Annotated in this window: 20 protein-coding genes; 11 read left to right on the top strand and 9 right to left on the bottom strand. The window is 71.7% G+C overall.

Annotated elements, in window-relative coordinates:
* Positions 1-13: 13 nt before the first annotated feature.
* Positions 14-949 carry an aldo/keto reductase gene (locus tag HHX30_RS22320; protein WP_169983925.1) on the bottom strand — a complete coding sequence of 312 codons (936 nt, stop codon included), beginning with the start codon at positions 947-949 and terminating at the stop codon, positions 14-16.
* Between the two features lie 108 nt (positions 950-1,057).
* Between HHX30_RS22320 and HHX30_RS40815 the strand changes: the two genes are divergently transcribed.
* From HHX30_RS40815 to HHX30_RS22290, 6 genes are all read left to right on the top strand, one after another.
* Entirely contained in the window at positions 1,058-2,374 is a 1,317-nt protein-coding gene (locus tag HHX30_RS40815) for an NUDIX domain-containing protein (RefSeq protein WP_211592363.1), read from the top strand.
* Positions 2,375-2,492: 118 nt separating this feature from the next.
* Positions 2,493-2,930 (top strand): CBS domain-containing protein, encoded by a 438-nt coding sequence (locus HHX30_RS22310; protein ID WP_169983924.1) that lies wholly within the window; start codon positions 2,493-2,495, stop codon positions 2,928-2,930.
* Positions 2,927-4,213 carry an ArsB/NhaD family transporter gene (locus HHX30_RS22305; protein WP_169983923.1) on the top strand — a complete coding sequence of 429 codons (1,287 nt, stop codon included), beginning with the start codon at positions 2,927-2,929 and terminating at the stop codon, positions 4,211-4,213. Before HHX30_RS22310 ends, HHX30_RS22305 begins: the two co-directional genes overlap by 4 nt.
* 99 nt (positions 4,214-4,312) lie before the next feature.
* Complete coding sequence (locus HHX30_RS22300) at positions 4,313-4,522, top strand: heavy-metal-associated domain-containing protein (RefSeq protein ID WP_169983922.1); 210 nt, start codon at positions 4,313-4,315, stop codon at positions 4,520-4,522.
* A complete protein-coding gene (locus tag HHX30_RS22295) occupies positions 4,519-5,424 on the top strand; it encodes a hypothetical protein (RefSeq protein ID WP_169983921.1) in 906 nt (301 codons plus the stop codon). The genes HHX30_RS22300 and HHX30_RS22295 overlap by 4 nt, the downstream gene beginning before the upstream one ends.
* 26 nt (positions 5,425-5,450) lie before the next feature.
* Positions 5,451-7,688, top strand: a complete 2,238-nt coding sequence (locus tag HHX30_RS22290; protein WP_169983920.1) for a cation-translocating P-type ATPase — start codon at positions 5,451-5,453, stop codon at positions 7,686-7,688.
* A gap of 66 nt (positions 7,689-7,754) precedes the next feature.
* Here HHX30_RS22290 and HHX30_RS22285 read toward each other — a convergent pair whose 3' ends face one another.
* The gene (locus HHX30_RS22285) at positions 7,755-8,087 is read right to left on the bottom strand and encodes a hypothetical protein (protein ID WP_169983919.1); all 333 of its coding nucleotides are present in this window, start codon (positions 8,085-8,087) and stop codon (positions 7,755-7,757) included.
* Positions 8,088-8,245: 158 nt separating this feature from the next.
* Here HHX30_RS22285 and HHX30_RS22280 point away from each other — a divergent pair, with 158 nt between their 5' ends.
* The 4 genes from HHX30_RS22280 to HHX30_RS22265 all read left to right on the top strand — a co-directional run bounded on the left by HHX30_RS22280 (position 8,246) and on the right by HHX30_RS22265 (position 11,635).
* A complete protein-coding gene (locus HHX30_RS22280; RefSeq protein ID WP_169983918.1) occupies positions 8,246-8,518 on the top strand; it encodes a hypothetical protein in 273 nt (90 codons plus the stop codon).
* Positions 8,519-8,626: 108 nt separating this feature from the next.
* Positions 8,627-9,100: a MarR family winged helix-turn-helix transcriptional regulator gene (locus tag HHX30_RS22275; protein WP_169983917.1), complete on the top strand. Its 474-nt coding sequence runs from the start codon at positions 8,627-8,629 to the stop codon at positions 9,098-9,100.
* 131 nt (positions 9,101-9,231) lie between these two features.
* Complete coding sequence (locus HHX30_RS22270; RefSeq protein WP_169983916.1) at positions 9,232-10,065, top strand: alpha/beta fold hydrolase; 834 nt, start codon at positions 9,232-9,234, stop codon at positions 10,063-10,065.
* 130 nt (positions 10,066-10,195) lie between these two features.
* Positions 10,196-11,635, top strand: coding sequence for an alkaline phosphatase PhoX (locus HHX30_RS22265; protein ID WP_311922711.1), 1,440 nt, complete (start codon positions 10,196-10,198; stop codon positions 11,633-11,635).
* 42 nt (positions 11,636-11,677) lie between these two features.
* Here the strand turns inward: HHX30_RS22265 and crcB (HHX30_RS22260) are convergent, their stop codons facing one another.
* The 3 genes from crcB (HHX30_RS22260) to crcB (HHX30_RS22250) are packed head-to-tail and all read right to left on the bottom strand — an operon-like array spanning position 11,678 to position 12,926.
* Complete coding sequence (crcB, locus tag HHX30_RS22260) at positions 11,678-12,049, bottom strand: fluoride efflux transporter CrcB (protein ID WP_169983914.1); 372 nt, start codon at positions 12,047-12,049, stop codon at positions 11,678-11,680.
* Positions 12,046-12,387, bottom strand: coding sequence for a DUF190 domain-containing protein (locus tag HHX30_RS22255; RefSeq protein WP_169983913.1), 342 nt, complete (start codon positions 12,385-12,387; stop codon positions 12,046-12,048). The genes crcB (HHX30_RS22260) and HHX30_RS22255 overlap by 4 nt, the downstream gene beginning before the upstream one ends.
* Entirely contained in the window at positions 12,384-12,926 is a 543-nt protein-coding gene (gene crcB, locus HHX30_RS22250; protein WP_169983912.1) for a fluoride efflux transporter CrcB, read from the bottom strand. Before crcB (HHX30_RS22250) ends, HHX30_RS22255 begins: the two co-directional genes overlap by 4 nt.
* 159 nt (positions 12,927-13,085) lie before the next feature.
* On the opposite strand from crcB (HHX30_RS22250), the gene HHX30_RS22245 reads away from it, so the two are divergent.
* Positions 13,086-13,370 carry a DUF1540 domain-containing protein gene (locus tag HHX30_RS22245; protein WP_169983911.1) on the top strand — a complete coding sequence of 95 codons (285 nt, stop codon included), beginning with the start codon at positions 13,086-13,088 and terminating at the stop codon, positions 13,368-13,370.
* Here the strand turns inward: HHX30_RS22245 and HHX30_RS22240 are convergent.
* The 4 genes from HHX30_RS22240 to HHX30_RS22225 are packed head-to-tail and all read right to left on the bottom strand — an operon-like array spanning position 13,351 to position 18,554.
* Entirely contained in the window at positions 13,351-15,165 is a 1,815-nt protein-coding gene (locus HHX30_RS22240) for an IucA/IucC family siderophore biosynthesis protein (RefSeq protein ID WP_169983910.1), read from the bottom strand. The genes HHX30_RS22245 and HHX30_RS22240 overlap by 20 nt on opposite strands.
* Positions 15,162-15,764: a GNAT family N-acetyltransferase gene (locus tag HHX30_RS22235; protein WP_169983909.1), complete on the bottom strand. Its 603-nt coding sequence runs from the start codon at positions 15,762-15,764 to the stop codon at positions 15,162-15,164. Before HHX30_RS22235 ends, HHX30_RS22240 begins: the two co-directional genes overlap by 4 nt.
* Positions 15,761-17,071 (bottom strand): lysine N(6)-hydroxylase/L-ornithine N(5)-oxygenase family protein, encoded by a 1,311-nt coding sequence (locus HHX30_RS22230; protein ID WP_169983908.1) that lies wholly within the window; start codon positions 17,069-17,071, stop codon positions 15,761-15,763. The genes HHX30_RS22235 and HHX30_RS22230 overlap by 4 nt, the downstream gene beginning before the upstream one ends.
* The gene (locus HHX30_RS22225) at positions 17,058-18,554 is read right to left on the bottom strand and encodes an aspartate aminotransferase family protein (protein ID WP_169983907.1); all 1,497 of its coding nucleotides are present in this window, start codon (positions 18,552-18,554) and stop codon (positions 17,058-17,060) included. The genes HHX30_RS22230 and HHX30_RS22225 overlap by 14 nt, the downstream gene beginning before the upstream one ends.
* Positions 18,555-18,564 lie beyond the last annotated feature (10 nt).

Raw genomic sequence — 18,564 nt, 5'->3', positions numbered from 1 at the left:
GGCCACGCCCCGGTCAGCGCGCGATCTCGTTGAGCTCCTTCAGCGCCGCCTCGTCCGGCCGCCACGCCGCCGCCGCGACGTTCGCCTTGATCTGCTCGGGCCGGGTCGCCCCCGCGATCACCGAGGAGACCGACGGCTGCGCGAGCAGGCCGCCGATCGCGACGTCGAGCAGGGTCACCCTCTGCCGCTCGGCGAACTCCCGCAGCCGCTCCACCACCGCGAACCGCGCGTCCGTCAGGTACTGCGGCCGGTCCGCGAGGCGGGTGCCCGCCGGCGGCTCCTCCCCGCGCCGGTACTTGCCGGTGAGCAGGCCGTTGGCCAGCGGGAAGTACGGCAGCAGGCCGATGCCGTGGTGCAGCAGCGCCGGGACCAGCTCCCGCTCCACGCCCCGGTCGAGCAGGCTGTACTCGTTCTGCGCGCTCACGAACCGCTCGAAGCCCCCGGTGCGGGCGATCCAGTCCGCGTCGGTGACCTGCCAGGACGCGAAGTTGGAGGAGCCCACGTAGCGGACCTTGCCCTCCCGCACCAGGTCGGTCAGGACCGACAAGGTCTCCTCGACCGGCGTGGAGGGGTCGGGGAAGTGCAGCTGGTAGAGGTCGATCCAGTCGGTCTTGAGGCGGCGCAGCGACCGCTCGACCGCCAGGCGGACGTACCGCCGCGAGGCCCGCGCGCCCCAGTCGGGCCCGTTGGCGCCGTGCACGTCCCCGCCGAACTTGGTGGCGAGGACGACCTGGTCGCGCCGCCCCTTCAGCACCTCGCCGAGCAGCGTCTCCGACTCGCCGTAGATGTCGGCCGTGTCGATCAGCGTGACGCCGGCGTCGAGCGCCGCGTCGACCACGGCGCGGGTGGCGTCGAGGTCGAGCCTGCGGCCGAAGTTGTTGCCACCGAGGCCCAGAGCCGAGACGACGAGTCCCGAGTCCCCCAGCCGCCGATAGGTCATTTCCGTCATCGCGCAACATCCCTTCTTCACGAAGCCCTCCGCCGGGAGAGCTCTCCTCACCGTATTTCGGCCCCTTCCGGCAGCGGACGCCGGACCGTCCGCGAGAGGATTCCGGGCATGACCTCCGTACGACACGGCGTCCGGGCCATCCTGTTCGACGGCGACGAGATCGTCCTGTTCCGCCGGGTACGACCGGAGCGGGAGCCGTACTGGGTCACGCCGGGCGGCGGGGTGGAGCCGGCCGACGCCTCGCCGGAGGCGGCGCTGCGCCGCGAGCTCGACGAGGAACTCGGGGCGACGGCGGGGCCGGCGCTGCACGTGTTCACCCTCGCCGAGCCCGGCCGTCTCAGCACGGTCTTCGCCTGCCGGCTGGTGTCGCTCGACCTGTCGCGCCGCAGCGGCCCGGAGTTCCTCGAACCGGACATCGGCCTGCACGAGGTGCGGCGCGTACGTCCGGAGGAGGCGCGCGACCTGAACATGGTGCCGCCCGAGCTGGGGGAGTTCATCTCCGCGAACGCCGCGACCCTGCCCGCGCTGCTCGACGCCGCGACGTACGCCCCGGGCCGCTACCGCCCGGTCGTCGACGTGCATCTGGTGCTGACGGACGGTGGGAAGGTGCTGCTCGGCCGCCGCGAGGGCACCGGTTACGCCGACGGGGAGTGGCAGATCATGCCGTCCGGGCATCTCGAGGAGGGGGAGTCGGTGGTGGACACCGCCGTCCGGGAGGCCCGCGAGGAGCTCGGCGTCGAGGTGGACGGCTGCGAGGTGGTGCACGTCATGCACCACCGCAACGCGGGCGGGACGGCCCGCATCGGGATGTTCCTCGTGGCGCGCTCGATCACCGGCACGCCGGTCAACGCCGAGCCGCACAAGTGCGCCGAACTGGGCTGGTTTCCGCTGGACCGGCTGCCCGAGCGGACCGTGCCGTACGCGCGGGCGGGCGTCGAGGCCGTGCGGCGGGCACTCGCCTCGTCCCCGGCGGGCCTGCCCGTGCCGCTCGATGCCGGGTCGCCGGTCTTCTCCCTGCACGGGTGGGACGTGCCCGGCTGCGCCGATCTGGCGGCCGAGGCCGTGCGCGCCGGGTTCGAGGAGGTCACGGTCTGCCTGGTCGCCCGGCTCGACGGCGCGGTGCTCGTCCGCTCCGACGACGAGACCGACCGCCTGCCCGCCACCGTCGTCCGGCCGGGCGAGCCGGTGGAGGCGGCGCTGGCGCGGCTCGGCTCGGTGGGCGAGGTGACCTTCGCCGGCGCGGACGACTACGTCTCGGCCCGGGGACGCGCCGGCCGCCGTCTCGCCTTCTCCGCCCGGCTGACGGAGGCGCCTGAGGGCATGGTCCCGCTGCCGGCCGGGTCGCTCGGCCGCCTGCCGTACGCCGAGGGGGTATACGTCAACCGCGCGTCGCCGGGGCTTTTGTACGGCTTGCCGGGCCGATAGCCTGGTCCGGGGCGTGCCGGGAAGTCTGGTCGGCGAAGGGGTCCCCCGTACCCGGGGGCCGTACCGGCGACCGGAAGGCTGACGTGAGCACACCCACACGCGGCGGGCAGGTGAGGTCATGCGTGCCCGGGATCTCGTAGTGCCGTTCCCCACCGTGGGGCTCGACTCCCCCGTGGCCGAGGCCGCGCGCCTCATGGCCGAACGCGAACTGCCCGGGCTGATCGTGCTGGACGAGCGCGGCGCGCCGGTGTCGATACTGCCGGGCACACAGGTGCTGCGCCTGGCCGTGCCCCGGTACTGCCAGGACGACCCCGCGCTGGCCCGGGTGATCGACGAGGCGCACGCCGACGCGTTCGTCCGCGCGCTGGGCGGCCGCACGGTCCGCCAGGCGCTGCCGCAACAGCCGCGCGAGCTTCCGGTGACCGACCCGGACGCCACGCTCCTGGAGATCGGCGCGCTGATGGCGCGCACCCGCAGCCCTCTGGTCGCCGTGCTGGACGGCGGCCGCCTGCTGGGCGCGGTCACGCTCTCCGCGCTGCTCAAGCGGCTCACATGACGCTGACCGCATGGGTGGCGACGGTCGTCTTCGTCGCCACGTACGTCCTCATCGCCAGCGAGAAGGTCCACCGGGTCAAGGCCGCCCTGGGCGGCGCCGCGATCATGCTGCTGGTCCACGCGACCGCGGCCGGCTCCGCGTTCTTCTCGCAGGAGTCCGGCGTGGACTGGAACGTCGTCTTCCTGCTGCTGGGCATGATGATCATCGTCGGGGTGCTGCGGCAGACCGGCGTGTTCGAATACCTCGCCATCTGGGCCGCCAAGCGCGCCAGGGGCCGGCCGTTCCGGCTCATGGTGCTGCTCCTGGTGATCACGGCCCTCGCGTCGGCGCTGCTGGACAACGTCACGACCGTGCTGCTGATCGCGCCGGTCACGTTCCTCGTCTGCGAGCGCCTCGCGCTGCCGGTCGCGCCGTTCCTGATCGCCGAGGCGATGGCGTCCAACATCGGCGGCACGGCGACCCTGGTCGGCGACCCGCCGAACATCATCATCGCCTCCCGCGCCGGGCTGACCTTCAACGACTTCCTCGTCCACCTCGCTCCGCTGGTCATCGTGCTGACGGCGGTCTTCATCGGACTGTGCCGGCTGCTGTTCCGAAAGGCGTTCCGGTACGACCCCGAGCGGGCGGCCGAGATCATGCAGCTGGACGAGCGGGCGGCCATCCAGGACAAGGTCATGCTGGTGCAGAGCCTGTCCGTGCTCGGCGTGGTCATCGCGGCGTTCGTGCTGCATCCGGTGCTGCACTACGAGCCGTCGGTCGTGGCGCTGCTCGGCGCGGGGCTGCTCGTGCTGGTCACCAAGATCACCACCGACGACGCGCTGCGCGAGGTGGAGTGGCCGACGCTGGTGTTCTTCGCCGGGCTGTTCGTGATGGTCGGCGCGCTCGTGGAGACCGGCGTCATCACGCAGGTGTCGCAGGCGGCCGCGGAGGCGACGGCCGGACGGCCCGGCGTGACCACCATGGTCCTGCTCTGGGCGTCGGCCGGGCTGTCGGCCATCGTGGACAACATTCCCTACGTCGCCACGATGAGCCCCATCGTGGCCGATCTCGCGCAGCACGTGCCCGGCGACCCCAACGTCCTGTGGTGGGCGCTCGCGCTCGGCGCGGACCTCGGCGGCAACGCCACCGCCGTGGGCGCCTCCGCGAACGTCGTCATCCTCGGCATCGCCGAGCGCAACGGCGCCCGGATCAGCTTCTGGCAGTTCACCAAGTACGGCCTGGTGGTCACCGTCGTCACGGTGGCCCTGTGCGTGCCGTACCTCTGGCTGCGTTACCTCCTGTAGACCTGCGGGCCCCCGAGCGGGGCCCCGACTTGACGCGGAAATACCATAGGGGGGTATGGTGTTGACATCGATGAAGCACGAGTTACAGGAGTGATCGTCATGACCAGCACCTACACCGTCACCGGCATGACCTGCGGCCACTGCGTGAGCTCGGTCAGCGAGGAGGTCGGCGCGGTTCCCGGGGTGACCGACGTCAGCGTGGACCTCGCCTCCGGCCTGCTGACGGTCGAGGCCGACGGCGGCGTGGACGACGCGGCCGTCGTGGCGGCCGTCCGGGAGGCCGGGTACGACGTGGCGGGTGTCTCGTGAACACCCCGGCCCGGCTCGGCGCGTACGCCGCGGGCCTCGGCGTGATCTTCCTGGCGGCCCTGGGCGCGGGGACCGCGCTCGGCGCCGGCGAGCCCCCGCGCGCGGAACCGCGACCCGTCCACGGCCACCCGGACCCCGCGGCCGGTCACGCCCACACGGGCGCCGAGGACGCCGAGGACGCCGCCACCACGGTGCCACCGGGTCTGCAGATCTCCCAGGACGGCTACACGCTGGTCCCGCTGACCACGACGCTCACGCCGCGGAAGGCCGCCGAGTTCCGCTTCACCGTCAACGGGCCCGATGGCGCGCCGGTGACGCGTTACCAGGTGAAGCACGACAAGAAGCTGCACTTCATCGTGGTCTCCCGGGACCTCGGCGGCTTCTGGCACCTGCACCCGGAGGAGGCCGGCGACGGGGTCTGGACGGTCCGGCTCACCCTGCCGGCCGCCGGGACCTACCGCGCGTACGCCGACTTCGCCCCGGAGGGCGGGCCGGACCTGACGCTCGGCGCCGACCTGAACGTCCCGGGCGCCTACGAGCCCCGGCCGCTGCCGTCGGCGGATCGTACGGCGCGGGTGGACGGATACACGGTGACGCTGGCGGGCGACCTCGCGCCCGGCCGGGTGAGTAAGCTCGTGTTCACGGTGAGCAAGGACGGCGAGCCGGTCGGCGACCTCGAACCCTACCTGGGCGCCTACGGCCACCTCGTCGCGATCCGCGCGGGCGACCTGGCCTACCTGCACGTGCACCCCGAGGAGGGCACGACGGCGGCGGGAGTCACCTTCGCCGCGTCGGCGCCGAGCGGCGGCGACTACCGCCTGTTCCTCGACTTCAAACACGAGGGAACCGTCCGCACGGCCGCCTTCACGGTTCACGCGGAAGCGGCCGGGCACAGCCGTTGACGACATGACGCGAGAAAGGAGTGGTGATGCCGGCGACAACCGGTGACCGGCCGACAGGCGCGGTCGAGCTTTCGATAGGCGGCATGACCTGCGCGTCGTGCGCCAACAGGATCGAGCGCAAGCTCAACAAGCTGGACGGCGTAACCGCGACGGTCAACTACGCCACGGAGAAGGCCAAGGTGACCTTCCCCGTGGACCTGGACCCGCAGTCCCTGGTGGCGGAGGTGGAGAAGGCCGGATACACGGCCAAGCTGCCCGAGCCGCCGAAACCGGAGCAGGCGCCCGGGGAACCGCAGGACGAGCTCGCCTCCCTGCGGACCCGGCTGCTCGTCTCCGTCGTGCTCGCCGTCCCGGTGATCGCGCTGGCGATGATCCCCGCCCTGCAGTTCACGTACTGGCAGTGGCTGTCGCTCACGCTCGCGGCCCCGGTCGTCGTGTACGGCGGCCTGCCGTTCCACCGGGCGGCCTGGACCAACCTGCGCCACGGCACGGCCACGATGGACACGCTCGTGTCGCTGGGCACGATCGCGGCGCTGGGCTGGTCGCTGTGGGCGCTGTTCCTGGGCGACGCGGGCATCCCCGGCATGACCCACCCGTTCGCGTTCACGATCGCACGCAGCGACGGCTCCGGTGACATCTACCTGGAGGCCGCGGCCGGGGTCACGGCGTTCATCCTGGCCGGGCGCTATTTCGAGGCCCGCTCCAAGCGGCGCGCGGGCGCGGCCCTGCGGGCGCTGCTCGAACTGGGCGCCAAGGACGTCGCCGTCCTGCGCGACGGCAGGGAGGTGCGCGTCCCGGTCGGCGAGCTGGCCGTGGGCGACCGCTTCGTCGTACGGCCCGGCGAGAAGATCGCGACCGACGGCGTGATCGAGGAGGGGACCTCGGCGGTCGACGCCTCGATGCTCACCGGCGAGTCGGTGCCGGTGGAGGTGCGGCCCGATGACGCGGTGACCGGCGCGACGGTGAACGCGGGCGGCCGGCTGGTCGTGCGGGCCACCCGGGTCGGCTCCGACACCCAGCTCGCGCAGATGGCGCGGCTGGTGGAGGAGGCGCAGACCGGAAAGGCCGAGGTGCAGCGCCTGGCCGACCGCATCTCCGGGGTCTTCGTGCCGATCGTCATCGCGCTGTCGGTCGCCACGCTCGGCTACTGGCTCGGTACGGGCGAGGGCACCCAGGCGGCCTTCACCGCCGCGGTCGCGGTGCTGATCATCGCCTGCCCCTGCGCGCTGGGGCTGGCCACGCCGACCGCGCTGCTGGTCGGCACCGGCCGCGGCGCCCAGCTCGGCATCCTGATCAAGGGCCCCGAGGTGCTGGAGTCCACCCGCACGATCGACACGGTCGTGCTCGACAAGACCGGCACCGTCACCGAGGGGAAGATGACGCTGGTCGACGTCGTGGCCACCGAGGGGCAGGACCCCGAGGAGGTGCTGCGGCTGGCCGGGGCCCTGGAGCACGCCTCCGAGCACCCGATCGCGCAGGCGATCGCGCGGAGGGCCGCCGAACGGGTGGGACCCCTGCCGGCGCCGGAGGACTTCGCCAACGTCGAGGGCCTCGGCGTCCAGGGCATCGTGGACGGCCACGCCGTCCTGGTGGGGCGGCCCGCGCTGCTGGCCGAGTGGTCCCAGCACCTGCCCCCCGGCCTCGCGCGGGCGCTGGACGAGGCGCAGGCCGCCGGCCGTACGGCGGTGGCCGTCGGCTGGGACGGCCAGGCCCGCGCCGTCCTGGTGGTGGCCGACGCCGTCAAGGCCACCAGCGCCGAGGCGATCCGCGACCTGCGCGCGCTCGGGCTGACCCCGGTGCTGCTGACCGGCGACAACGAGCGGGTCGCGCGTACGGTCGCGGCGGAGGTGGGCATCGAGGAGGTGATCGCCGAGGTGCTGCCCGCCGACAAGGTCGACGTGGTGAAGCGGCTGCAGGCCGAGGGCAGGACCGTCGCCATGGTCGGCGACGGGGTCAACGACGCCGCCGCGCTCGCCCAGGCCGACCTCGGTCTGGCCATGGGCACGGGCACCGACGTGGCCATCGAGGCCGCCGACCTGACCCTGGTCAGGGGCGACCTGCGGGTGGCGGCCGACGCGATCCGGCTGTCGCGGCGCACGCTGCGCACGATCAAGGGCAACCTGTTCTGGGCCTTCGCCTACAACGTCGCGGCCCTGCCGCTGGCCGCCGCCGGGCTGCTGAACCCGATGATCGCCGGAGCGGCGATGGCCTTCTCCAGCGTCTTCGTCGTCAGCAACAGCCTCCGCCTGCGACGCTTCCGCTGAGAGGTTTCACGGCCGAGTTGTCCACAGCCTGTGGACGACTCGGCCGCAGTCGTCGTAACACGGTCGTCAGCGGCGCGGGCTGTGACGCAGACGCCGGCCGGTCTCCTCGGTCACCTGCCGCAGGACCGGCGCGATCTCCGGACGCTCCGTCAGGACGTCCTCGATCCGGGCACGCCAGGCGGCGACCTCGGCGGACAGCGCGTCCTCGTGCGCGCGGCCGGCTCGCGAGACCTCGTCCCGCCGCAGGCGCAAACGGGTGCGGGTCAGGTCGAGCTCGTACGTCTGCCCGAGATGGCGGCCGAGCGTCTCACCGAGCCACCAGTAGGCGTCGTCCGTCGCGGCCGCGACGAACACTCTCGCGCTCTCCCACGCGACGCGTTCCCTGTGGATGACGGCCACGACATCGACGGTACTTCCGGGCTCTCCCGGGGGCAATGGCGTCTTCACTCCGGCTTTTGGTGCTCCACCGGGAGCGCCCTGGGTTTGCCACAACCGATGTTCGGATACGAAGAGTGACGATCGAACACGATTAGTGACATCTGAGATGAGGAATCTTCATGCGCCGCCCTATCCGCCTTCTGTCTCTGGCCGCCCTGACCTGCGCGGGCCTGCTCGCCACCGCCCCCGCGTACGCCGCGTGCGGCTGTGACGCGCCGAAGGCCGCCACCAAGCCCACGGCCGCCCTCGGCGTCGACGCCGGCCTCAACCTGGGCCTCGGCCTCGGTCTCGCCGTGGACCTGAACGTCGGGCTCGACCTGAACGCGCAGGCGGGCGTCGGCGCGGGCACCACGAGCTGCGGCACCCCCCGAGTGGTGCGCGCGTGCCGCTGACGAGGCCGGGCGTGACCCGGCCCGCGCCGGGTCACGCCGTCGTCAACACCTCGTGCCCGATTGGACCGCCCACGTGCAGATGGCGGGCCAGGCTCCTACAGTGGAAGGATGACGAGCACCCAGAGTGAGCAGCGGCTTCCCCGCGTCCTCGACGACAAGATGTGCTTCGCGCTCTACGCGGCCTCCCGCGCGGTCACCGGCCTCTACCGGCCCCTGCTCGACGAGATGGGCCTCACCTACCCGCAGTTCCTGGTCCTGCTGGTCCTGTGGGACGGCCCCACGGAGGGTGTCACGGTCAAGGAGCTCGGCGCCGCGCTGCACCTCGACTACGGCACGATGACACCCCTGCTCAAGCGCCTGGAGGCGAACGGCCTGCTGCGCCGGGAGCGCCGCGCCGACGACGAGCGCACGGTGCAGATCACCCTGACCGAGAAGGGCGCGAACCTCCGGGAGCGCAGCGACGGCGTCTTCGCCGCGGTCGGCGACGCCATGGCGCTCGAACCCGAGGAGTTCACCCGCACCCTGGCGACGCTGCGCCGGCTGACGGACAACGTCACGGCGTACGCGAACCGGCAGGGCTGACACCCTCCGCCCATCACCCCAAGATGGAGCGTGCCCAATTACCTTGCGCACAATTTAATCGTGGTATAGTCTCTAGCGCGTACCAAGAAACGGGTTGCGGAACCGCAGCGGAGATTCAGAAGGAGCGCGCCATGGCGTACATCACGGTCGGCCAGGAGAACAGCACCGCCATCGACCTGTACTACGAGGACCACGGCACCGGGCAGCCGGTCGTGCTCATCCACGGCTACCCCCTCGACGGTCACTCGTGGGAGAAGCAGATCCCCGCCCTGCTCGACGCCGGCTACCGCGTCGTCGCCTACGACCGCCGCGGCTTCGGCCGGTCGAGCCAGCCCACCGTCGGCTACGACTACGACACCTTCGCCGCCGACCTGAACACCCTGCTGGAGACCCTCGACCTGCGTGACGTGATCCTCGTCGGCTTCTCGATGGGCACCGGCGAGGTCGGCCGCTACCTCGGCACGTACGGCTCGGACCGGGTGGCCAAGGCCGCGTTCCTGGCCTCCCTCGAACCGTTCCTGCTCAAGACGGAGGACAACCCGGAGGGCGTCGACGGCAGCGTGTTCGAGGGCATCTCCGCCGCCGTCGCCAAGGACCGCTACGCCTATTTCACCGACTTCTACAACGCCTTCTACAACACCGACGAGAACCTCGGCACCCGCCTCAGCGAGGAGGTCGTCCGGGCCAACTGGAACACCGCGGCGGGTGCATCGTGGTACGCCTCGGCGGCGTGCGTACCCACATGGACGACCGACTTCCGGGCCGACATCCCCAAGATCGACGTGCCCGCGCTCATCGTGCACGGCACCGCCGACCGCATCCTGCCCATCGACTCCACCGGCCGCCCCTTCCACCGGGCGCTTCCCCAGGCCGAGTACGTCGAGATCGAGGGCGCCCCGCACGGCCTGCTGTGGACCCACGCCCAGGAGGTCACCGACGCGCTCATCGCCTTCCTGGCCAAGTGACGCCCGGGTGTGATCTGCTTTCCTGAGATCGTCGCGACGTGTTAACCCCCACGTCCGTTTCGCGGAAGGAGGGGTTCAGAACGGAGGAATGGGATCACAGCGCCTGCCGAATGCACCGAAAGGTACGTCTGTGAGTTCCTCCCTCTCCCGCCGCGATCTCATCCGCTCGGCCGCCGCCGGTGGTCTCGGCATCGCCATCGCCGGCAGCATCGAGGCGATCGCCGGTCCCGCCGCCGCCCAGGCCGCCCAGTCGGGGATCGGCAAGACGACCGGTTACGGCCCGGTCGTCGCCGACCCCGCCGGTCTGCTCGCCCTGCCGAAGGGCTTCTCCTACAAGATCGTCGCCCAGGCCGGCAAGACGGTCCTGGAGTCGGGTGAGCCGACCCCCAGCGACGCCGACGGCACCGGCTGCTTCGCCGGCCGCGACGGCTGGGTCCTGGTGAACAACCACGAGATCAACGGCAGCGAGCCCTACGGCGTACCGGCCCTGCCCGGCCTGACCTACGACCCCGGCGCCAAGGGCGGCACGACGAACATCGAGGTCGACAGGAACGGCAACCGGATCCGCGAGTACGTCAGCGTCGCGGGCACGCACAACAACTGCGCGGGCGGCATCACGCCGTGGAACACCTGGCTGACCTGTGAGGAGACCGAGCAGCGGGCCGGGGGCGCGTACCAGAAGGACCACGGCTACGTCTTCGAGGTGGACCCGTTCGACCGCGAGGCCAACAGGGATCCGGTGCCGCTGAAGTTCCTCGGGCGCTACTCGCACGAGGCCGTCGCGGTCAACCCCCGCAACTCGGAGATCTACCTGACCGAGGACGCGAGCGGCCCGAACGGGCTCTACTTCCGGTGGGTCCCGCCGAAGCACTTCCACGCCCGCAAGGGCGCGCTGCGCGCGCTCGCGCTCGGCCCCGGCGGTGACACCGCCGGGAAGCTGCAGGCCATGCGGTGCCGCAAGGGCAACAGGCACATCGCCGACCTGTCCGAGGCGACCCAGCCGGGCACCCGCTACAAGGTCGAGTGGGTCGACGTGCCGGACCGGGACGCCAAGACCACCTCGGTGCGCAAGCAGTTCACCGACGACCAGGTCACCCGCAGCCGCAAGCTGGAGGGCGCCTGGTGGGGCGACGGCGGCGCGTACTTCGTCGCCAGCTACGCCCGGCACGACGACGGCAGCAAGAACGAGCACGACGGCCAGGTCTGGTTCTACGACCCCGAGTCGGAGACCGTCACGCTGAAGACCATCTTCGGCGTCAACCCCGACCCGGAGCAGGACACGAACTACGACGGGCCGGACAACATCACCGTCTCGCCGTACGGCGGCGTCATCCTGGCCGAGGACGGCGAGGGCCTGTCGCACCTGGTCGGCGTCACCGACAAGGGCACCCCCTACCCGATGGCCCGCAACGAGATCAACGACAGCGAGTTCACCGGCCCGACGTTCAGCGACGACGGCCGCATCCTGTTCGCCAACATCCAGAGCCCCGGCTACGTCTTCGCGATCACCGGCCCCTGGACCCAGAAGCACGACGACCACGGCCACGGGCACGGTCACGGTCACCACTGATCCGGCGGAACGCCCGGCGAGCCCTCCGGCTCGCCGGGTCCCTCATATGAGGAGGGCGGCCAGGACGAATCCGGCGGCGGCGGCGAGGACGCCGAGGACCAGGCTGCCGAGCGCGTTGAGCGCCGCCTCCAGGACCGAGCCCTCCTCCAGCAGCCGTACGGTCTCGAAACCGAACGTGCTGAACGTCGTGAGCGCGCCGCAGAAGCCGGTCCCGAGCAGGGTGACCACGTCGGCGGGCAGCCCGACGCCGTCCCGCGCGCCGAGCAGCAGCCCGAGCACGAGCGACCCGGCCAGGTTGACCGACAGCGTGCCCCAGGGGAAAACGCTGTCGTGCAGCCGCTGGACCAGCCGGTCGGCCAGGTATCGGGCGGGCGCGCCGACCACGCCGCCGAGGAACACCAGCAGGAGGATCACCGCTCCTCGCGCCCCCCGTAGCGGTAGACCTCCACGGGATCGACGATCACCAGGCCCTCGGTCACCAGCTCGTCCAGCTCCGCCAGGAACGCGCTGATCCTCTCCGGGACGTCCACGATGACGACGGCGACGGGCAGGTCCTCACCGAGCGACAGCAGGCGGCTCGTGTGGATGCGCGAGGAGGCGCCGAAGCCCTCGACGCCCCGGAAGACGCTCGCCCCGGCCAGGCCCATCGCGTGCGCCCGGTGCACGATCTCGGTGTACAGAGGCCGGTGCCGATACTGGTCGCCCTCCCCTATCAAGATCGTCAATCGTTGCGCCGGGCCGTACGATCTCATGCGTCCCCCTTGCCACGCCGCCGTACGGGGAGTCCCGCCAGAGCGCGGGCGAGCACGATGCCGCACCAGACGGCGACCAGCCCGGCGAGCAGACTGCTCGCGGCGTACACGCCGGCCGTCGGCCACGCGCCGCGCGACGACCTGTCCACGATCTCCGCGGCGAAGGTGGAGAACGTCGTGAATCCGCCGAGGAAGCCGACCCCGAGGAACGGACGGACGTAGCGGCGCGGCGGCCAGACGTCCAGGACGAAGACCATGAGGGCCCCGATCGCGAGGCAGCCGGTGACGTTGGCGACGAACGTCCCCCAGGGGAACCCGGTGGGCGGCGCGGGGAACGCCCGGCCGACCAGATACCTGGCCACGCTGCCGCCCCCGCCGCCGAGGGCGATCACCGCGAGGACGTCCCAGGTCCGGTGGCGGGCGGGGGCCGCCGGCGAACGGAACACGCCACCGGCGTGGGCGCGCTCGTCGCGCAGGTCGGCGTCCGGATCGACGGGACCCGTCCCCGCGGTCCGGTCGTGGGAAGGACGGCCGCTCATGGGCTCCTCCTTCCCGCCCCTGCCGTCGGAGCACCCAGTTTAGGTTCCGCCCGGGCGCCTCCTTGCCGAGCCTAGATCCACCCTGGGGCTTAGCGGCCCGGTCGCCGACGGTATGAGCCAGGGCGAAAGCCATGATTCGTCAGGAGGGAACAGCCGCTCATGGAAATGCCCGTCGTCAACCGATGCGAGGCCACCTCGTGCGCGTACAACCGCGACCGCATGTGCCACGCCACCGCCATCACGGTCGGGGACGCGTCCCACGCGCACTGCGACACGTTCTTCACCGCGCCCGCGCCGGGAGGCGACCCGTCCACTACGGGCCGGGTGGGCGCCTGCAAGATGTCCGACTGTCAGCACAACGTGCAACTGGAATGCCAGGCGCCCGGCATCGACATCGGCTACTCCCTGGACGAGGCCGACTGCCTCACGTACGCGCCCGCGTAGCGCCTCCGCCCTCAGGACGAACCGGGGCGAAGCGGGCGATGGGATTGACCAGGTCGCCGGCCATCTGCAGCGCGGCCGCGGGGTCGGTCAGGTCCACCATCTGCCGGTTGTTCCGCAGTTGCAGGCGGTTGAGGCACGACAGGGCGAACGTGCCGGCGAACAGGTCGTAGCGCCGGAACCGCTCCTCGAGGTGCGGGACCGACCGCTGGTAGGCCGTCGCGCACTCGGCGACGGTCCGCCAGAAGGCGTCCTCGTCCAGCACCCCGCCCGTGGCGAGCACCGCGTTGAGAAAGCGCAGGAAGCAGTCGAAGACGTCGGTGAAGATCGACAGGAGACGTTGTTCCTCGGGCACCTCGGCGCGGATCCGCCGGACCTCGGGCGGCAGGTCCGCGTCCGGGTCCATCACCACGATCTCCTCGGCGATGTCCTTGAATATCACCCGCTCCACCGCGCCGCCGTCCAGGACCAGGATGACGTTCTCGCCGTGCGGCATGAACGCCAGGTCGTAGGCGTAGAAGGCGTGCAGCAGCGGGACGAGGTAGGCGTCGAGGTAGCGCCGCAGCCACACCTCGGGGGCGAGGCCCGACTGCTCGATCAGGGCCGCCGCGAACGACCGTCCTTCTTCATCGGTATGCAGCAGGGAGGCCATCGTGGCCAGGCGCCGGCCCGGGTCCAGCCCCGCGACCGGGCTCTCCCGCCACAGCGCCGCCAGCATCTTCCGGTACGGCGAGTGGCGGTCGGTGGCCGCCTCGTACCGCGGGTTGCGGTACCCGACGGCGGCCCGCTCACGGATGATCGTCAGCCGGGCCGCGCGGAGGACCTCGTCGTCCCCGATCAGATCGGCGAGCCAGTCGTTGATCGCCGGGGTGCCCTCCATGTACGCGGCGGACAGGCCACGCATGAAGCCCATGTTCAGCACCGACAGGGCCGTCTTGACGTAGTGCCTGGACGGCGCGCCGGCGTTGAAGAACGTGCGGACCGACTGCTGGGCGAGGTGGTCGTCGTCGCCGGGGCCCAGGCAGACCAGCCGCCGCTCGGCGACCTCCGCCGCGAACGTCACCGAGATCCTGTTCCACCACTGCCAGGGGTGCACCGGCACGAGCAGGTAGTCGGCCATGTCGAGCCCGAGACCGGCGAGCGTGCCCGCGAAGCGGGCCAGGACCTCCTTTCCGAGCTCCCCGCGCGTCAGCCGTTCGTAGTCGATGTCGCGCGAGCAGGTGAACGTCGTGTGGTCGCGGTGGGCGGCCAGCCAGATCAGCCGTACGGGCGCGGCGGCCTCGGGGGCGTACCGGTGATGGTCGTCGATCCCGTAGCCGATCCGGCCGCTGTTGGCCACGAAACACGGATGGCCCTCGGTCATGGCGGCCTCGATCTCCTGGAAACCGGCCCTGGCCAGCTCGGCCGCGCCGACCGGCGGCCGGCTCAGCTTGTACGCGAGGCTCGCCAGCGTGGAGGTGATCTCCTCCAGGTAGACCGGCAGGATCTCGTCGCTCAGCCCGAGCGGGCCGCGCGTCTCGGTGACGAACTCCAGCGCGTCGAGCGGCCGGGCCTCGCCCGAGGCCCGGTGGCGGGTGATCTCGCCGATGTGCCAGTGATCGAGGGACATCACCGTCGCGGTGAAGCGGTACTCCACCGCGCCGGAGTCGGCGCGCACCGCCCATCGGCCGTCGCCTGTGGGGCGCGGAGTGAGCAGCCGCTCGTGGGCGAACTCGGCGAGCGCCTTGCGCACCAGCCGCCGGTTGGCCTTCTCCCACAGCTCCGGCGTGAGGTGGGAGACCGCCTGGATGGGGTTCACGCCGTCGCCTCCCGGGTCGCCGCGAGGAACCGCTCCCGGGTGCAGACGCTCAGCAGGGCGTCCTTCTCCGGCTTGGCGACCGTGCCGGCGACCTCGAAACCGACGGCCGCGTTGATCACGTGGACCGCCGTGTTGCGCACGTCGGGCTCGACCACGACCCGCCGGATCGCGGGATCGGCGAACAGGAACTCCATGACCGTGGTGATCACGGCCCGGGTGAAGCCGTGCACCGGGGTGCCGGTCGGCGCGCACAGGAAGTGCATGCCGACGTCGCCGTCCCGGGCCTCGTAGAGCCCCGCCAGCTCGACCCGGGCGGGGTCGTAACTCTCGGCCAGGAACGCCGGGCGCCCGTTCACCAGCCCGAGGAACGCGTCGCGCTGCGGGTGATCGACGATCTCGCGATACTCCTTCGCCACGTCGGCGACGTCGGCGTCCCGCATCATCCAGAACACCGCCTTGGGATGGGTCACCCAGGCGTGCACCGTCGGCGCGTCGGCCTCCGGGTCCAGGCGGCGTACGGCGAGCTCGCCGACCTGGGCGTCCGTACGGCGGAACAGGACGCCGCTGTGCCTACCGCTTCGCTCGCTGCGCTCACTCATGCGACCACGCCCTCGGGCGCGCCGAACTCCTGGAAGGCGATGGCCTTCTCGATGGGGTAGTGCTCGCGGCCCAGGATCTGGCTGATGATCCACGAGTTGCGGTACGGGCCCATGCCGAGGTCGGGCGAGGTGACGCTGTGAGCGTGGGCGGCGCCGTTCTGCAGGAAGATCCCCCTGCCGGTGACGTCGATGCTGTAGTTCCTCGCCACGTCGAACCGGCCGTGCCGATCCCACCGGATCCGGTCGCGTACGGGCTCCAGGAAGGCGGGGGGCTCGTAGCGGTAGCCGGTGGCCAGCACGAGGCCCTGGGTGACGAGCGTGTGGTCGCGCTCCTGCTCCACATGGCGCAGCCCGAGTGTGTACTCGCCCCGGCCGGCGTCGTAGGCCGCCTCGCGCAGCTCGGTGCAGGTCAGCAGCCGGGTGGGGATCGGGCCGCCGACGGTCTTGGCGTAGAGCAGGTCGAAGATGTCGTTGATCAGCGCCGCGTCGATGCCCTTGTAGAGGCACTTCTGCTCGGCTTCGAGGCGGTAGCGGGTGTCCTCGGGCAGCGCGTGGAAGTAGTCCACGTACTCGGGAGAGGTCATCTCCAGGGTCAGCTTGGTGTATTCCAGCGGGAAGAACCGCGGGGATCTGGTCACCCAGTTCAGCCGGTAGCCGCGCGTGTCGACGTCGGCCAGCAGGTCCCGGTAGATCTCGGCGGCGCTCTGCCCGCTGCCGACGACCGTGATGCTCTCCTTCGCCTGCAGCGCGGCCTTGGCGTCGAGGTAGCCGGTGGTGTGGACGAGGTCGCCGCCGAGGCCCCGGCAGGCCTCCGGCACGTACGGCGGGGTGCCGGTGCCGAGCACGAGGTGCCGGGCCCGGTGTTCAATCTCACGGTGCTCGGTCACCTCCCCGCCGTCGGTGACCGCGCGCACCACGTAGCGGCCGTCGGTCTCGTCGTACGTCACGGAGGTCACGCGGTGGCCGAAGCGGACGCTGCCCAGCCGCCCGGCGGCCCAGCGGCAGTACGCGTCGTACTCGGCGCGCAGCTGGTAGAAGCTCTCGCGGATGTAGAAGGGGTAGAGCCTGCCGGTCTCCTTCAGGTAGTTCAGGAAGGAGTACGGCGAGGTCGGGTCGGCCAGCGTGACGAGGTCGGCGATGAACGGCGTCTGCAGCGTCACGGAGTCGAGCATCATCCCGGGGTGCCAGGCGAAGCCGGGCCTCGCCTCCAGGAACACGCCGTCGAGCTCGGCGATGGGCTCGGTCAGGCAGGCCAGGCCCAGGTTGAACGGCCCCAGCCCGATCGCGACGAAGTCATGCGTGGACATGCGTGACTCCCGGATGGTCGGCGGGCGGGGCGAGCTCGTCCACGTAGCGCCGGGCGTGCCCCGCGAGGAGGTCGAGGACGTGCGCGATGTCGTCCAGCGTGGTCTCGGGGTTCAGCAGGGTGAACTTCAGGTGGTGGCGGCCGTCGACCTTGGTGCCGGCGACGACGGCCGCGCCGGAGGCGGCCAGCGCCTCGCGAGCGTACAGGTTGGCGTCGTCGGCGAGTTCGCGGCCGGGACCTTCCTGCGGCAGGTAGCGGAAGACCAGCGTGCTCAGCGGCGACCGCGTGACGACCTCGAAACGCGGGTCCGCCGTGATCAGTGCGTGCGCCTCGGCCGCGCGGTCGACGACCTCGTCGAACAGCTCGCCGACCGCGTCCGGGCCCATCGTCCGCAGCGTCAGCCAGAGCTTGAGCGCGTCGAAGCGGCGGGTGGTCTGCAGGCTCTTGTCCACCTGGTTGGGAATGCCCTGCTCGGCCATCCGCAGGGGGTTGAGGTAGTCGGCGTGGTGGGCCGCGTGCCGCAGGACCGCGCCGTCGCGCACCAGCACGGCGCTGGAGCTGACCGGCTGGAAGAAGGACTTGTGGAAGTCGACGGTGACCGAGTCGGCCCGCTCGATCCCGTCGAGCAGGTGCCGCCGTCTGCGGGAGACCAGCAGCCCGCAGCCGTAGGCCGCGTCCACGTGCAGCCACGCCCCGGCCCGTGCGCACAGATCGGCGATCTCCGGCAGGGGGTCGATCGAGCCGAAGTCGGTGGTGCCGGCGGTGGCCACCACGGCCATGACCACCAGCCCGGCGCGGCGGCAGCGGCCGAGTTCGCGGGCGAGCGCGGCCGGCCGCATGCGCCGCTGCGCGTCGGTCTCCACGGTCACGACCGCGTCCGGGCCGAGGCCGAGCAGGTTCGCCGCCTTGCGCACGCTGAAGTGCCCGGCCTCGGAGGTGATCACCCGCAGCCGCGCCGGCGAGGCGTCCGTACGGGCCCCCTCACGGGCGAGCAGCAGGGCGTGGAGGTTCGACTGGGTGCCGCCGCTGGTGAAGACACCGTCGGAGGCGGGGCCGAAGCCGACCCGGCCGGCCGTCCACTCGACGAGGCGGCGCTCGATGAGCGTGCCGCCCGCGCTCTGGTCCCACGTGTCGAGCGAGGAGTTGACCGCCGACAGGACCGCCTCGCCCAGCAGCGCGGGGATCACCACCGGGCAGTTGAGGTGCGCCAGGTAGCGGGGGTGGTGGAAGTAGACGGCGTCGCGCAGGTAGACCCGTTCGAGCTCGTCGAGGACGGCGGCCTGGTCGTGCAGCGGCCGTTCGAGGTCGATCGCGGCGATCCGCGGCGCGAGCCGTTCTGGGGACACTCCGCTGAACGGCCGGTCGGCGCGCCGGATCCGCTCCGCCACCCGCTCGGTCCCGGCCGCCATCGCCCGCCGGTATCCCTCCACCGTGCGGTCGTTGAACAGGTACGCCCGCGCGGCCCCGGCATGGGGATAGGTCATTGTCATCCTT

Source organism: Microbispora sp. H10836, from assembly GCF_012999525.1.
In the GTDB taxonomy this organism is placed as follows: Bacteria; Actinomycetota; Actinomycetes; order Streptosporangiales; family Streptosporangiaceae; genus Microbispora.
This window is presented reverse-complemented; position numbering and strand designations above follow the sequence as displayed.